This window comes from Dactylosporangium sp. NPDC051485 (assembly GCF_040682015.1).
GTDB lineage: Bacteria > Actinomycetota > Actinomycetes > Mycobacteriales > Micromonosporaceae > Dactylosporangium.
Genome location: NZ_JBFAZW010000171.1, coordinates 1,764 through 16,221, shown reverse-complemented (window position 1 = coordinate 16,221; position 14,458 = coordinate 1,764). Strand labels below are relative to the sequence as shown.

The following is a 14,458-nucleotide window of genomic DNA, read 5'->3' as shown; positions in this document are numbered from 1 at the left end:
GGTCCTTCGACAAGCCCAATCATCCCTGCTGGCAAGGCATCCGTTCATCTATGCCACACGGTGTTATATTCCTATCCGCGGATCCGGGTCAGAGCCCTGCCGCGCACCACCGGCACCACCGGCACCGCCGACACCGCTGGCTCTGTCGACGTGGCCGTGCCGGACACCGCTGCCGTCGAGCACGACGCCACGCCGGCGGAGACCTCACCTAGGCCGTGACCGGTGTGCCGCGATGACCGGGGTCCGATCGCCCAGCTGACCCCGGTCACCGAGCCGGTCACTGCTCGCCGGGTCTGCCCGCATCCGTTCGTCGCCTGTTGTCACATCACCCCACGGAGGTGCCATGGTTGCCGACCCGCCGTCGCGTCCGCCGCTGCGTGCGGTGCCTGGTCTGCCGGCCGGGAGCCGGGTTCTGGTGCTGCCAGGCGAGGCGCCGTTCGCTGAACGGTTCGCGGTCCAGCTGGCGGGCGAGGTCGTCGACGCCGCATGCACGCAGGACCGCACCCGCCTGTTCGTCGGTGTCTGCGGTGCGTGCACGATGTGCACAGCCTATGCGAGCACCGTTGTCGTCGCCGCCTCCCGGGCCCTGATCGATACCGTGCGGTTCGTCCCTGTCACCGCCGCACCCGCCATCGAGCCTGGCCCGGGAGCAGCAGCGGTCTCGCCACCGGGCCGGTACGGGTTCGGCCAGGAGTTCGTGGTCGGCGGCTACGCCGAGGCGGTGCAGGCCAGCAAACGCGCGGCCGTCGAGGTCGGCGCCGCCGACGGGAACTTTCCCGGCCCGTACGGCAACCACGGCCACTACGCCCTCGCCGTCAAGGTGGTCGGCATCCTGGACGGTCTGCCGGAACCACCGGGGACGATCTGGGTGCCGCACGACGAGGGGATCGGCGTCGCCGTCGACGCGGCGCTGCGCCTGCTCGGCTGGCCCAGCACCCTCATAGCAGTCAACACCGAGCCAGGGGCCCCTGCCGCGACCCCCGCACCGGCGGACAGGATCCCGGCCGCCCGCACCAGCAGCGACGACGAACGTGCTGGCGGTGGGAGGTCGTGGCCGCTGTCACCGCTGCAACCACGCCTCGGCCCCCGCACCGGCACCAACCGCACCGTCACGGTCGAGGGGGCGCAGACCGAGCATGCCCGGCGACTGCTCACCGCAGCCGGGATCTTCGCGAAGGCCACGGGTGCGCTCGGCGTCGCCGGTCTCCTGCACGCCCACCACCACACCGACCGCACCCCGGGTACCGGAGCCGACAGTCACGTCGCCGTCGTCGATCCCTCCAGCCGCGCCGACCACCCGCGACCCGCAGCCCCTGCTGAGGGACAGGACCGGCCGTCGTGAGGCAGCCGCGACGTACGCAGATCCGTGCCAGCCGCCTGGGCCGGGTTGGCGACGTGACGCGCAGCCGTGGCCGGCACCGCACGCCGGAAACCTCGACGGAACTGGTCGATCAGGCGGGAATGCTGCTCCAGGCTTACGACTTCGCCGGCGCGTATCAGCTCCTGGTCGAGGTCCGGTCCAGGATCGAGCACCGCGTCGATGTCGACCCCACCGACGCCGTCGACGCGGTTCGAATGCTCGCCGAGGCGATGCTGGCCCTCGGTCAGGTCGAGGCCGCCGGCGAGGTGATCGCCGATCTCGGTACGTGGGCCGGTCTCGGTCCGTATCAGGCTGCGATGCTTGCTGTCACCCGGGCGCGGCTGCTGACCGCGCAGCACCGCCTGGAGGAGGCAGCGGCCTGCTACCACGACGTTGTCCAGCAACGGCCTCGGCTGCGGGACCCAGCGCGTTGGCCGGCGCTGCTGGCCATGGCCGGCGCAGCCGCGGTCACCGCCGCCCGCGGTCGGCCCGGCACGGCGGAACCCGACCTCACCCTCGCCTACACCCAGCTGGTCGAGGAGTATGGCACCGGCCAGGTCGACGTGGTCCGCGTCGGCGTCGAACTGACGCAGTTGCGGATGGACCTCGGCGGGTATGACGCGGCGTGGCGTCTCACGGCGCAGCTGATGCCGGCCGCGGTCACCGACCTGGGCGAGGACCACCCACTGGTCGCTCAGCTGGCGGCCCTCATCGATCACCTCAACACCGACCGCCGCCGCCACGAGCGGGCACCGGCGCCGGCGGCATCACCGTCCCGGCCCGTGCAGCGTCGCCGGCACGGGGGCGGACGCCGCCGGTCGTTGCCGTACTGGACGTTCGTCACGGTTGTCGTCTGTGCGGCTGCCGCCGCGGCGACGGCGGTCATGGTGGTCGCCATCGCCAGGCTCGTGCCTGCCGGCGAACCGGCGGTGACCGCCGGCCCGGCCGCGAGCCGGGCACCGTGGACCCCGACCTACAAGCCGGCCGGTGACGTGCGCATCGTGCGGGACACCGGCACGACGATCGACATCGCCTGGACCGACCCCACCGGCGGGACCCGCCCATGATCGTGTTCCTCGCCAAGGACGACGGCCCGGCGGTCGTCGCCGCGACCGTGCAGGCGGCCATCACCAGCGTCCGGCTCACCGGCCTCGACGCCCGCGCACGCCGGTACTGCATCGGCGTCGTCGTCACCTACGGCCCGGCCACCACCGCCCGGGCCGCCGACGTCTGCACCAGCAGACCAACCAGTATCCCGACCACCCGCCGCAGCCCGCCGAGTTCCTCCAGACCTGCTGCTCGGCGGCGACGCCGCAGCACGATCCACCACCTCCTGGCCGCATCCGCGTGCGACCCGACGCGGGACGGACCTGCGCACCGGTCCAGACCTCCTGGCGGTGGCCTGGACCGGCCGTACGACATCAGCGCTGACCCCGACACGAACGGCACACACCGATGGCGACCCGCATCACGTACACACTCGACGACGACCTCGACGGGAGCCCCGCAGCCGAGACCGTCCCGTTCGAATTGGACGGCGCGGCCTACACGATCGATCTGTCCGCCGCACACGCCGCAGAGTTCCGCACGGCGCTCGCCCCGTTCGTGCAGGCCGCGAACCTCGCCGAGCAGCGGCAAGCCCGCCGTGTCGAGCAGGGATCGGCCCGGCGGCGCAGCCCGAGTCGGCCAACCCGTTCCGCCGGCAGCCCGGCCGGTCGGCCGAACAGGGCCGCCCAGCAGCAGGCGGTCAACACCGCCATCCGGGTATGGGCTCGCGGCGCCGGTTACCAGGTGAGCGACCGCGGCCGGCTCAAGAAGACCATCGTCGAGGAATACCACCTGGCCAGGGCAGGTCAGAACTCGTCACCACAGAGCTGATCACAGACCCGCAGATGCCACCGGTCACACGGTCCTCGACTCGGCACGCCGCCGGAGCAGGTGACTCCCACGGCTCGACACCGCGGATCGGCGGCAACAACGAAGCCCCAGCCGCAGCAGCCAGTGCCGCGCCAGCACCGACCAACCTCTCGGTCGCGGCTACGTCCGCAACCCAGCCACCCGGCTGCGCAGCGCTGTGCTGCTGCGCCCACGCCGCTACGCACCGCCCGTTACCAGGAGAGAAAACGATGCCCTCGTTCACGACTCGCAGCACCCGCCGCCTGTGCACCAGCACCGACCGCTGCACCGGCAACTGAGGATCGGGGCTCCTGATGAGCGTGCGCACCCGCGGTGACCGGCCAGCGTCGGTGATGCTGACGGTCGTCAGCCTGAATGTTCAGTACCGCGCGGCGCAGGATGGGCGGTGGCCCAGCCTGGTCGCGGCCATCCGCGGTGTCCGCCCGCAGTTGGTCTTGTTGCAGGAGTGCGACTGGCTGGCTGACGCTGGGCACGCCAGGCAGGCGGCCGCGGACCTCGGCCTGGAGTTGGTGGTGGCGCCGTCGTCGGGGCTGCCCACCGCTGTGGCCTGGGATCCGGGGCGGCTGCGGCTGGTCGATTGTGACACGCACTATGCAACGCGGCTGTGGCACGGCTACTGCGCGCCGCGGTACGAGATCCTCGGCCTGGCCATCCCGCTGCCGGTGCCGTTGGTCGTGGTCAGCGCCCACCTGACCCCGCACTCGGTCGAGCAGGCCGCGGCTGAGGCGTCGATGGTCGGGTCACGGGCCTACCGTCACGGCGGTCTCGGCCTGCTCGGCGGGGACATCAACCACGTCCCGATCGAGGGCCCCGAACCGGACTGGGACACCGTCCAGCCCTACAACCGGATGGCCCGCTGCCGGCGCCGCGGCCACGACGGCGAACCCTGGCAGGGCAACACCCTCGTGGGCCAGACCCTGCGCGACGGCGCATTCACCGACGTCGCCGCCCACGTCGCCCGGCAACGCGGCAACCCGGCACTGCTGCGGCCCACTGGCCGGCATGGCGGCATTCGCTGCGACCAGGCCCACGTCACCCCCGCGCTGCAACCCGCGATCACCGACTATTGGCAGGTCGGCACCGGCGACGCGAGCGATCACGACGCCATCGTCTGCACGTTGGACCTGGCCCGCATCGACCGCTCGGCCTTGCGGGAGTACACATGACCACGGATCCCGGGACCGGCCGGGGGCTTCAGGCGCTGCGTGGCTATCAACTGGCCGCGGTCGAGGCGATCGTGGACGGTCTGACCGGCGCGGGGCGGGGCCAGCTGATCGCGGCGTGCGGTTCGGGTAAGACGCTGGTGGCGGCGCACGCGGCCGTCCGGCTGGTGCCGGCCGGGCTGGTGGTGATTACGTGCCCGTCGCTGGCGCTGGTCGCGCAGACCCTCGCGGTCTGGACAGCCGGCGGGGTGGCCGGTGCGGTGCTGGCGGTGTGCGGCGATGACAGCGTCGCCGACGCGTCGGTCCACGTGGCGGAACTGGACTGCCCGGTCACCACTGACGCGGCGGTCATCGCCCGGTGGCTGCGCCGGGGTACCGGTGGTGGGCTTCGGCTGATCCTGGTCACCCATCAGTCGGCGGGGACGGCCGGTCAGGGGCTGGCCGCCGCCGGTGTCGTGGCCGATCTGCTGGTCGTGGACGAGGCGCACCGCACCGCGGGACGGGCCGGGAAACACGGCGCGCTCGTGCACCACGACAGCTCACTGCCGGCACGGCGGCGGCTGTATCTGACCGCGACGCCCCGGATGCTGGCACCGCGCCGCACCGCCCGCACCACCCAGAACAGCGACGACGTCGTGTCCATGGACGACGCCGCGATCTTCGGGGAACGTCTCTACCACTACCCGTTCGCGCGGGCCATCGACGAGGGCTGGCTGGACGACTACCGAGTGGTCGTCGTCGGTGTCACCCGCGCCGAGGTGCTGACCCTGCTGCACGACGTGTCCGGTGACACGATCATCGGCGCCCAGCAGGCGCCGCTGCGGACCGCGGTCGTGCAGACCGCGCTGGCCGCCGCGGCATTCGAGTTCGGGCTGCGCCGGGTCATGGTGTTCTGCCCCCGCATCGAGGACTCCGCGGAATTCACCCGCACCCTGGCCGGGACGGTAGCCGCTGTCGGCGAGCATCGACGCCCGAAGGGACACCTCACCGCCGTCCACGTCGACAGCACCCAGAACGCCGTCCAGCGCCAGACCGCGTTGACCGCGTTGGCTGACCCGCCACACGGGGGTTGGACGGTGCTGTCCAATGTTCGCTGCCTGGCCGAGGGCGTCGACGTGCCCGCCGTGGACGCCGTGACGTTCACCCATCCGAAACACTCCGAGGCCGACATCATCCAGGCCGTCGGCCGGGCGCTGCGCCGCAACCCGAGCGGCTCCGGGATCGCCACGATCCTCGTGCCGGTCCTGCTGCCCGACGACCCGGATCACGTCCCTACCCACCTCGACGAGTGGACCACCCTGTGCACGGTCCTGCAGGCCCTGCGCGCCCACGACAACGGCCTCGCCGCCGACCTGGACACCCAGCGCGCCGCCCTTGCCGGCGGCGGCGTCGCGACCCTGCCACCCCGGATCGTCATGCGGCTGCCCGACGGCTACAGCCTGCAGGAGGTCCTCAACCACATCACGGTGCGGGTCCTGGAGCACAGCACCTCGGACTGGCTCGTCGGCTACGCCGCGCTGCAGGCCTTTCAGCAGCGGCACGGCCACACCAGAGTCCCCGACGGCCACCGCGCCAACGGCATCAACCTCGACCGGTGGATCACCCACCAGCGCACTCTGCACAGCAAGGGCCGGCTGCTGCCCGACCGGTACACCGCCCTGTGCGCCCTCGGGCTCGAGTTCGACGTCCTCGAAAAGGCGTGGCAGCGCGCGTTCGCCGCCGCCAGGGCGTTCCACGCCGAGCACGGGCATCTCGTCGTCCCGGTCGATCACCGGCCCGACGACATCAACCTGTCCTACTGGCTCACCGCCCAACGGACTCACCGTAAACGCGGCACCTTGGACCCCGGCCGGGTCGCCCAGCTGGAGACGCTCGGCATCGTCTGGGAGCCCAACGCGCGCTGGGACGACGGCCTCGCCGCGGTCCGTGCGTTCCACGCCGAGCACGGCCACCTCAACGTGCCCACCGGCACCACCATCAACGGCATCGACATCTACCACTGGCTCGGGTGTCGGCGGGTCGAACGCAAAGCGGGCCGGCTCGCCCAGAGCACGATCGACATCCTCGACGCGATGGGCATGATCTGGTCCCTGCATCAGCAGCAGTGGTGGCAACGCTTCGAGGTGTACCGCCGCTACGTCGAACGCACCGGCGTCACCCAGCCGCCACGCACTTACCGCGAAGACGGCGTCAACCTCAGCGTGGTACTGGCCAAACTTCTGAAAGATCAACAGGAAGGTAGGCTGACCGACGAGCAGCGGGCCGCCGCCGAAGCGATCGGCGTGCGCTGGAGCACCACCCACAACCGCCCGGTCGATGGGCAACAGCCCACGGACCCGGCATGACGGGCGTGACGACGATGCCACCCGGCCCGCGTCGCGTCGCCGGGGCGAAGCCCGCAGCTGAACACGACCGCTCGACCGGCGTTGGCGCGCAGCTCACCGACCCCGCCGCGACACGGAAACCCAGCATCGTCGAGAACCCGGCGAAGGTGGCACGGACCTCATCAACGTGGCTGTCGTCGGTGCCGGCGCTGGACGTGCCCACGCCTGCATCGGCCATGCCGGGGGCCGCGGTCCCACAGTTGGGGTTGCCGCCGTTGCGGGACTACCAGCAGGCCGGGGCTGCTGCGGCAGTGGCGGGTCTGCGCGACGGCGGGCGGGGCCAGTACCTGGCGGCGTGCGGCACCGGCAAGACGCTGGTTGCGGCGGCGGTGGCGACAGACCTGGTCGGGTCGGGGCTGGTAGTGGTGGCGTGCCCGTCGCTGGGGCTGATCGCGCAGACCTTGGCCGTGTGGGCGCGTCACGGTGTGGCTGACCTGGTGCTGGCGGTTTGCTGTGACGCGACGGTCCGGGATGCGGCGGTGCGGGTCACCGCGCAGCTGGACTGCGCGGTCACCACCGATGTCGCCGCGATCGGCGGGTTTCTGCGCCGGCCCGGTGGCCGGCGGTTGATCCTGACCACGCACGTCTCGGCGTACCTGGTCGGGGCAGCGCTGGCCGCCACCGGTGTGGTGTGTGACCTGCTGGTGGTGGACGAGGCCCACGAGACGACCGGCCGGTCGGACACCGCTGTCGCGGCGATGCACGACGATGCCCGGTTCCCGGCCCGGCGGCGGCTGTACATGACGGCGACGCCGCGGGTATTGCAGGCCGATCGCCGGGGCCGCATCGACGACGCCGGGCTGTTGTCGATGGACGATGCGGCGGTGTTCGGGCCGGTGTTGTTCCGGTACAGCACCGCCGCAGCGATCCGCGACGGCTGGCTCGACGACTACCGCATCGTCGCGGTCGGGATCACCAACCGTGAGGTGCTCCAGGCGCTGCAAGGCACGGGCCGGGACGTGCTCGGCGGTGACGCGCTGGCGGCGACCGCGACGGTGGTGCTGCAGCTGGCCCTGATCCGGGCGGCGGCCGAGTTCGGGCTCCGCCGGATGCTCGTATTCACCACGAGTGTCGCAGCCAGCCGCGAGTTCGCCCGAACCCTGCCCGCCGCCGCAGCCGCGGTCGAATCCGCCCGCGGGGCGTTGCCGCCGGGGCTGCTCACGGCCGGGCACGTCGACGGGCTGCAGAGCGTCGCGCAACGCGACATCCAGCTCGGACACCTCGCCGACCCGCCGCACGACGGGTGGACGGCGGTGTCGAACGTGCGGTGCCTCAACACCGGCGTGGACGTGCCCGCCGTGGACGCGGTCGCGTTCGCCGGGCGGCGACGCGCCACGACGGAGGTCATCCAGGCGGTCGGCCGTGCGCTGCGCCGCAGCCCCGGCGGGTCCGGGACCGCCACGATCCTGCTGCCGATACTGCTACCCGACACCACCGGCGACAGCGGCGACGACGCCGTGGCGGATCTCGGGGAGTGGGAGACGCTGTGTCAGGTGCTGCGGGCGCTACGCGCTCACGACGAGGTGCTCGGCGGTGAACTGGACCTTTGCCGTCGCCGGTCGTGCACGAGCCCGGCCGGGCTGCCGTCGCGGGTGCTGCTGCGGCTGCCGGACAGCCACGCCACCGCGGCGCTGGTGCAGCACATCGCGGTGCGGGTGCTGCAGGGCACCACCTCGGACTGGCTGGTCGGCTACACCGCCCTGCACGCCTTCCATGCCCAGCACGGCCACGTCCGTGTCCCGACCGGGCACCGCGAACACGACGTGTGGCTGGCCCGCTGGATCGGCCACCAGCGTGCCGCCGTGAAAGCCGGCCAGCTGTCGGCCGAACAGCGCGCGATGCTCACCGACCTCGGCCTGGACCTCGACCCACGTGACACGGTCTGGCGACGTGGCCTGGCCGCCGCGACCGCCTTCCACGCCCGCCACGGCCACCTCCGCGTCCCGGCTGGATACCAGCACGACGGGTTCGACCTGGACGGGTGGCTGCGGTTGCGCCGCGGCGACCTGCGGCGCGGCGGGCTCGCCCCGGACCGGGCAGCCGCGCTCACCGCACTGGGCATCCTCGACACCCTCGGCAAGCCGAAAGCCACCTGGGACGACGGGTTCGCCGCCGTGCAGGCGTTCCACCGTCGGCACGGTCACCTGCGCGTCCCGAACGGCGCCACCATCGACGGCATCGACATTTCCCATTGGCTGTCGATGCGGCGGGTCGACGCCCGCGAAGGGCGCCTCACCACGGCCAACCGGGCAACCCTCGACGCGATGGGCATGGTCTGGAACCTCCGCGAACAGCAGTGGTGGGACCAGTTCGATGCCCTGCGCCGCTTCCACACCGGCCACGGCCACCTGCGGGTCGGCACCGGCGCCCGCCACGATGGCGTCGTGCTGTCCCGGTTCATGCTCAAGATGCGCAAAGACCGCGAAGAGGGCCGGCTCACCTCGCAGCAGATCGCCGCCGCCGACGAACTCGGCATGTCCTGGCAGATCACCGGCCGCCGCGACCAGCCCGGCCGGCCAGCCCGTACCCGGGAGACGGTGACGCCGGACAAGACCCCAGGCAACCCGGCCGTCGCCGACGTCCTGCCCCTGGCTCAACCCCGCCGCCGGCCTCGGCACCCACGCCGGCATCCGCGCCCATCCGGGCGGCTGTAGCTGCCGCAACAGGCACACCCACGCGGACCCTGACGTCGAGGCCGCGATGCAGGCGGCGGCGCCCCGACCTTGTCACATCGCTCCAGCAACCCGTGTGCCGCGGCTGGACCGATGACGAAAGCGGCCCCTCCCATTCGTGGGGAGGGGCCAGTTTCGTCGCGGTGCGGCGGTGCGGGATCGGTGTCGCATCCTGCCGCGAGGCGGCGGAGCGGGACGTGCCATGCGGTCAGGCGGCCGGGGGGTTGCGGGGGATGAGGTCGCCGACGGTGTCGGCGTAGGCGCGCTGGAATTCCAGCAGGACGGAGGTGTAGGTGTCGGAGGTGAGGGCTTGGGTGGCGTGGCCGAGGGTTTCCTGGACTTCTTTGATGTCGGCGCCGCCGGCGCGCAGGTAGGTGGCGGCGCAGTGGCGCAGGTCGTGCAGCCGGACGGGTGGTAGGCCGCTGGCTTCGACGAGGTCGTCGAAGCGTTGGCTGACGGTCTGGGGGTGCCAGGCTTTGCCGTCGGGTCGGACGAAGAACAGGCCGGTGTCGGGCCAGTCGTCGCCGGACGCCTGTTGCAGGCGGTCGCGGCGGGCGACGTAGTCGCGCAGCACGGTGATCGTTGACGCGCCGAGGGGCATGACCCGTTCACCGGCGTCGCTCTTGACGTCTTTGACGATTGGGACGTAGCCGACGGCGGTGATCTGTTCGGCGACGGTGAGGACGGCGTCGTCGAGGTCGACGTCGAAGTCGCGGAGTCCGACGGCTTCGCCGCGGCGCAGCCCGCGGTGCAGGATGAGCAGGAACAGCGGGTAGAGCATGATGTCGCGGCGTTCGGCGTGGTCGAGGAACGCCCCGGCCTGCGGTGGGGTCCAGACCATGACCGGGCTCGGCCGCTGCCCGGTCTGCTGCCAGCGGGCGACCGCTTTCGCGGTCCACACCTTCGGTGTCGGTGGCTTCCCGGACGGCAGTTCGATGCCGAGGGCCGGGTTGGTGGGGATAAGTTTGGCTTTGCGCATGCAGTCGTTGAGGGCCTTACGCAGGGTTGCCAGGAGCCGTTGCATGCTGGCCGGGCCGATCGGCCGGACCCCTTTGACGGTGGCGCGCACGGCCGGGTCGGGGCTGGTCTTCGCGGCGATGATCGCGGCGTTGCGGTCGTCGAGGTCGGTGAACATGTCGGTGATGTGCCGGTCCTTGAGGTTCTGGATCGGGATGTCGCCGAGGTGCGGGATGAGGTAGAGGCGGATGTGGTCGCTGTAGCTGCGCATGGTGTTGGGTGACAGGCCGCGCCGGTTGCCGATCCAGTCGGTCAGGTATTCGGCGGTGGTGGTCGGCACTGATGCGGACACCCCGGCGCGGATGCGGGCGGTGACGGTGGCGACGTCTGGGAGGGCCTCGCGGCGGCCGGTGCCCCAGATCAGGTCGCTGATCTGGATGGCGAGGTGCGGGTCGTCGCCGGCGAGGTTGAGCAGGGCGCGGACGTGGTCGAGGAGTTCGGTGGCGGCGTCGCGGCCGTCGAAGCCGCTGCGCCGGAACGGCCGCCGTTCGGTCTTCGTCCGAACCGGCAGTTCGATCTGCATGGCCCAGCTGCCGTGGGTGGGGTGCCAGCCGCCGCCGGAGCGGCGCAGCTTCGGGCACTTGCTGCCCAGCGTCTTGCTGTTGGCGTCTTTGCAGGTGCAGCGTTTGTAGACGGATCCTTCCGGGTTCACACGTCTCCTCACGTCGGTGCGGCCCCGTCACGCTGGGGGCCGGAGCTTCTGATTGCGTCGTGGTGATCGACGCTCGACTGTCCGGACGTGGTCAAGTCGCCTTCCGGGACGATTGCGGCGGGGATGTGCAGTGCGGTGAGGATCGCCGCGACGGGGACGCGGTAGCGGTTGCCGACCCGCAGGAGCGGCACGGGAAAGGTGTCTTCGGCGGCGAGCTGGTAGGCCAGGGCCCGGCCGAGACCGAAGATCCGGGCGGCGGTGGGCAGGTCGGTGACGACGCCGAGCGCGCGGACCTTGTCCTCGGTCCAGACCTCGATGCGGTCACCGGCCGGCTGGTGCGGCCCGGCCGCTTCGGCGGCAGGCAGGGTGGTATCGGGGTACGGGGTGGTGGTCACGGTGTGGTGCTCCAATCGGAGATGGTGCTGTATGGGATTGCTGGGCCGGAGGCCGCCGCTGCCGGCCGTCGGGGCTCGGCCGGGGCAGATGCGGGTGCCGCCCAGGGTGGGGGCCGCCACATCGCACTCCGGGCCGGAGGGTTCCGACGTCACCGGTCACCGATCGGTGACCGGGGCGCGGGGAGGGCGTGGAGGTGTTCGAGCCAGCCGAGCAGGCGGGGGAGATTGCGGTCGGGGCCGTAGGCGAGGTAGGTGCCGTCTGCGGAGTGCGCGCCGATGCTGGCGGCGTACCGCAGTCTGTGCAGGCTGTTTACGCGCCCGACGTGCACATGGAGGCCGAGCCCGTGGGCGTGGGCGGCGAGCCGGGCGGCGGCCGGTCCGAGTTTCCACGGGGTGGATCCGCCCAGGAACAGTCCGTCGAAGAGGGTCCAGTCGATGTTGAGGTGTTCCAGTCCGTCCTGGGCGACGAGCGCGGCGGGGTAGCCGAGGGCGCGGATGCGGGGCAGGACCGGCCGGGACCGCGCCCACGTCGCTACCGCGTCACCGACGACGTCGGGTGCGGTCGCGAACGCGCACTGTCCGCGATGGGCGGCGCGGGCGGCGAGCCAGGCGAGGTAGCGGTCGTCGCCGGGGTAGCGACCGGTGTAGGAGTTGTTGTCGGCGATCCACGCGACGCCGTCCTCGACCCGGTTTCCGGCCGCGGGGGTGGCGATCATCCCGAGCCGTCCGGCGCGCATCGCCTCACGAACGAGCGGGCCGGAGGCGGTGGCGTAGTAGCGCACGGGCGGCGGCGAACACGGCGACGGGGACGATGGTGGTGAGGGCCTTGACCCACAGCTGTCCGGGTAGGGCGGCCCAGACCGGGAATCCACTCAGCGCGAGGAACAGCAGGGAGTCGACGGGGATGCTGACGGCGTTGGACGCGAGCGCGGCGCGGAGCATGCCGCGGTCCCGGAGCCGTTGGTAGACGAGGAGGTCGAGGAGTTCGGCGACGAGGAACGCGACGGCGGAGGCGATGGCGAGGCGAGGCCCGGCGGGTGTGGCGCTGAAGACGGCGCCGGTGCCGATGCAGGCCAGGACCGTGGGCCGTCCGGCGGTCTGGTGGACCCAGTCGCGGGCGAGGAGGGTGAGGCCGGCGGCGGCGGTCCCGGCGGCGGCGGTGAGACCGAACCCGACCGGGATGAGTCCGTATCGGGCGGTGAGGCTGTTGGCGGCCACGACGGCGGCGATGAACACGAGGACCGGCAGCACGGCCGCGGTGATGGGCGATCGGCGTGGACGGTCCGAGGGCGCGGGCGCGGGGTGCGGGTGGGGTGGCTGGTGGTTGCTGGCTGGCATGCTGGGTGGGCCCCTTTCGGGCACGGCAGTTCGGCCCTCGCCGGGACTGGCGAGAGCTGGTGTGGATGTCTGGTCGGCGGGTCTGCTGATCTGCGGCGCGGTCCGTCAGCCGGTGCCGTTGGTATCTGCGATGACGTCGGTGTGGTCGAGGTCGGTGAGCCGGCGCAGGCCGGTCCGCCGCATCCGACCGGTGTCGCAGGTGATGTCGGTGCGGCGGTTGAGGTCGGCGGTCAGGCGGGTGCGGGCGTCTGCGGAGACGGTGTCGGGGTCGTCGCCGGTGACGGTGATGGCGAGCAGCGCGTCGGCGTGGATGCGGTAGATGCCGCCGACGGGGTAGCCGGGGTGCGGGTCGGTGCGGGTGGTCCGCAGCCGGCGCAGGCTCTGGGCGGCGGGGTGCTCGACCGGGGTGGCGGAGGTGCCGGGGCCGGTGAGGTAGCCGGCGCGGAGGCGGCTGAGGGCGGCGATGAGGTGGGCGGTGCCGACGTGGTGGGCGTAGCGGTCGTTGGGGGCGCGGACGCGGGTGGTGACGGGTACGGCGACGCCGACGACCCACCGGTAGGGCTGGGTGTGCAGGCCGAGGCGGGACAGGACGTCGTCGCCGTCGCGGCGGGTCAGCGCGCCGCGGCTGACGAGGGCGCGCAGTTCCGCGCGGACGGCCTCGGCGGTGAGCGCCGGGACGGCCCGGTCGTGGTGGTCGGCGAGCGCGGTGAGTGCGGCGAACGGGCGGTGTTGCAGTGGGCCGCGGGTGCTCGGCATGGCAGCCTCCAGAACTGTGACAGGGAATTAGGACCACGCATTGGCGCGTGCCGGTGCCGGTGCCGCTGCTGCGAGGCGGCGCAAGGGAGTGTTCGGGGGCCGGCGGTTCAGGTCGCGGCGGCGAGGACGGCGGCGAGCATGTCGGTCCACTCGACGCCGTGGACGCTGGTGTCGTGGTCGAAGGACCAGACCAGGTGGTCGAGGTCGAACTCGCTGCGGTGGCCGTCGATGAACACGAAGCTGCTCGCGGTGTAGCCGGCGCGGCTGGGGGCGATGACGAGGCTCCAGGTGTCGGCGTGCAGCAGGACGGCGACGGGTCGGCCGCGCAGGTCCCGGCCGATCAGCAGCGCTCCCGGTGCCGGGTCGGCGGCGAGGCCGGGTGCGTCGGCGATGATGTCGGTCACCTGCCGGATGTCGATCTCCCACATCACGTCGTAGGTGGCGCCGACCCGGGGAGCACGGCCCTGTCGGGCGGCGCTGGTGAACTCGTCGGCGGTCTGGTTCGCTGCGCTGCGCCGACCGTGCTGGTCAGCGGTCACGACCGGTGCGGCCGTTGCGGCGGCCTGCACGATGGTGACCGGGAACGGCCCGGGTCGCCGCCGTCGCGGGCGACGGTGCGCAGGCCGCGCCGGACGCTGCACAGCCGGTTCGGTCGGGGCGCGGTGGGTGTTGCCGGTCATGGTCGGCTCCTTCGGGGTCGGGGCGGGGGGGGGGGGGCCCCCCGGGGGCCGGCCCCCCCGCCCGCCGGAGTAGACGGGGGCGCACAGGGGGGGGGGGGAGTGGGAGGGGAGAGGCGCGCGGGAG

General features: G+C 72.4%; 14 protein-coding genes. 7 read left to right on the top strand and 7 right to left on the bottom strand.

Translation table 11 applies throughout. The features are described from left to right. The 3 genes from AB0M46_RS48460 to AB0M46_RS48450 all read left to right on the top strand — a co-directional run. On the top strand, positions 1-219 hold a 219-nt coding region (locus AB0M46_RS48460; RefSeq protein ID WP_363347979.1), incomplete at its 5' end, for a hypothetical protein. A 124-nt stretch (positions 220-343) separates the two neighbouring features. Beyond that, positions 344-1,342: a hypothetical protein gene (locus tag AB0M46_RS48455; protein WP_363347977.1), complete on the top strand. Its 999-nt coding sequence runs from the start codon at positions 344-346 to the stop codon at positions 1,340-1,342. A gap of 53 nt (positions 1,343-1,395) precedes the next feature. Further along, entirely contained in the window at positions 1,396-2,427 is a 1,032-nt protein-coding gene (locus tag AB0M46_RS48450) for a hypothetical protein (RefSeq protein WP_363347975.1), read from the top strand. Between the two features lie 127 nt (positions 2,428-2,554). Here the strand turns inward: AB0M46_RS48450 and AB0M46_RS48445 are convergent, their stop codons facing one another. After that, the gene (locus AB0M46_RS48445; RefSeq protein WP_363347973.1) at positions 2,555-2,680 is read right to left on the bottom strand and encodes a hypothetical protein; all 126 of its coding nucleotides are present in this window, start codon (positions 2,678-2,680) and stop codon (positions 2,555-2,557) included. 135 nt (positions 2,681-2,815) lie between these two features. Here AB0M46_RS48445 and AB0M46_RS48440 point away from each other — a divergent pair, with 135 nt between their 5' ends. The 4 genes from AB0M46_RS48440 (at position 2,816) to AB0M46_RS48425 (ending at position 9,478) form a co-directional block, all read left to right on the top strand. Then, positions 2,816-3,238: an Lsr2 family protein gene (locus AB0M46_RS48440; protein ID WP_363347971.1), complete on the top strand. Its 423-nt coding sequence runs from the start codon at positions 2,816-2,818 to the stop codon at positions 3,236-3,238. Positions 3,239-3,570: 332 nt separating this feature from the next. Further along, positions 3,571-4,443, top strand: coding sequence for a hypothetical protein (locus AB0M46_RS48435; RefSeq protein ID WP_363347969.1), 873 nt, complete (start codon positions 3,571-3,573; stop codon positions 4,441-4,443). Next, positions 4,440-6,785 (top strand): Helicase associated domain protein, encoded by a 2,346-nt coding sequence (locus AB0M46_RS48430; RefSeq protein WP_363347967.1) that lies wholly within the window; start codon positions 4,440-4,442, stop codon positions 6,783-6,785. The genes AB0M46_RS48435 and AB0M46_RS48430 overlap by 4 nt, the downstream gene beginning before the upstream one ends. After that, the gene (locus AB0M46_RS48425) at positions 6,782-9,478 is read left to right on the top strand and encodes a Helicase associated domain protein (protein ID WP_363347965.1); all 2,697 of its coding nucleotides are present in this window, start codon (positions 6,782-6,784) and stop codon (positions 9,476-9,478) included. The genes AB0M46_RS48430 and AB0M46_RS48425 overlap by 4 nt, the downstream gene beginning before the upstream one ends. 226 nt (positions 9,479-9,704) lie before the next feature. Here the strand turns inward: AB0M46_RS48425 and AB0M46_RS48420 are convergent, their stop codons facing one another. From AB0M46_RS48420 to AB0M46_RS48395, 6 genes are all read right to left on the bottom strand, one after another. Continuing rightward, the gene (locus tag AB0M46_RS48420) at positions 9,705-11,165 is read right to left on the bottom strand and encodes a tyrosine-type recombinase/integrase (RefSeq protein WP_363347963.1); all 1,461 of its coding nucleotides are present in this window, start codon (positions 11,163-11,165) and stop codon (positions 9,705-9,707) included. 8 nt (positions 11,166-11,173) lie between these two features. Further along, positions 11,174-11,560 carry a DNA-binding protein gene (locus AB0M46_RS48415; RefSeq protein WP_363347961.1) on the bottom strand — a complete coding sequence of 129 codons (387 nt, stop codon included), beginning with the start codon at positions 11,558-11,560 and terminating at the stop codon, positions 11,174-11,176. 149 nt (positions 11,561-11,709) lie between these two features. After that, positions 11,710-12,342 (bottom strand): hypothetical protein, encoded by a 633-nt coding sequence (locus tag AB0M46_RS48410; protein WP_363347959.1) that lies wholly within the window; start codon positions 12,340-12,342, stop codon positions 11,710-11,712. Beyond that, a complete protein-coding gene (locus AB0M46_RS48405) occupies positions 12,302-12,898 on the bottom strand; it encodes a VUT family protein (protein ID WP_363347957.1) in 597 nt (198 codons plus the stop codon). The genes AB0M46_RS48410 and AB0M46_RS48405 overlap by 41 nt, the downstream gene beginning before the upstream one ends. A 105-nt stretch (positions 12,899-13,003) precedes the next feature. Next, entirely contained in the window at positions 13,004-13,654 is a 651-nt protein-coding gene (locus AB0M46_RS48400) for a hypothetical protein (RefSeq protein ID WP_363347955.1), read from the bottom strand. 107 nt (positions 13,655-13,761) lie between these two features. After that, positions 13,762-14,334 (bottom strand): hypothetical protein, encoded by a 573-nt coding sequence (locus AB0M46_RS48395; RefSeq protein ID WP_363347953.1) that lies wholly within the window; start codon positions 14,332-14,334, stop codon positions 13,762-13,764. Between the last annotated feature and the right edge of the window lie 124 nt (positions 14,335-14,458).

What these genes read in the sequence shown, in the direction of transcription:
- AB0M46_RS48405 (WP_363347957.1), bottom strand. Translation starts at nt 12,898, where the DNA reads ATGCCAGCCAGCAACCACCAGCCACCCCACCCGCACCCCGCGCCCGCG.
- AB0M46_RS48435 (WP_363347969.1), top strand. Translation starts at nt 3,571, where the DNA reads ATGAGCGTGCGCACCCGCGGTGACCGGCCAGCGTCGGTGATGCTGACG.
- AB0M46_RS48455 (WP_363347977.1), top strand. Translation starts at nt 344, where the DNA reads ATGGTTGCCGACCCGCCGTCGCGTCCGCCGCTGCGTGCGGTGCCTGGT.
- AB0M46_RS48425 (WP_363347965.1), top strand. Translation starts at nt 6,782, where the DNA reads ATGACGGGCGTGACGACGATGCCACCCGGCCCGCGTCGCGTCGCCGGG.
- AB0M46_RS48395 (WP_363347953.1), bottom strand. Translation starts at nt 14,334, where the DNA reads ATGACCGGCAACACCCACCGCGCCCCGACCGAACCGGCTGTGCAGCGT.
- AB0M46_RS48400 (WP_363347955.1), bottom strand. Translation starts at nt 13,654, where the DNA reads ATGCCGAGCACCCGCGGCCCACTGCAACACCGCCCGTTCGCCGCACTC.
- AB0M46_RS48430 (WP_363347967.1), top strand. Translation starts at nt 4,440, where the DNA reads ATGACCACGGATCCCGGGACCGGCCGGGGGCTTCAGGCGCTGCGTGGC.
- AB0M46_RS48440 (WP_363347971.1), top strand. Translation starts at nt 2,816, where the DNA reads ATGGCGACCCGCATCACGTACACACTCGACGACGACCTCGACGGGAGC.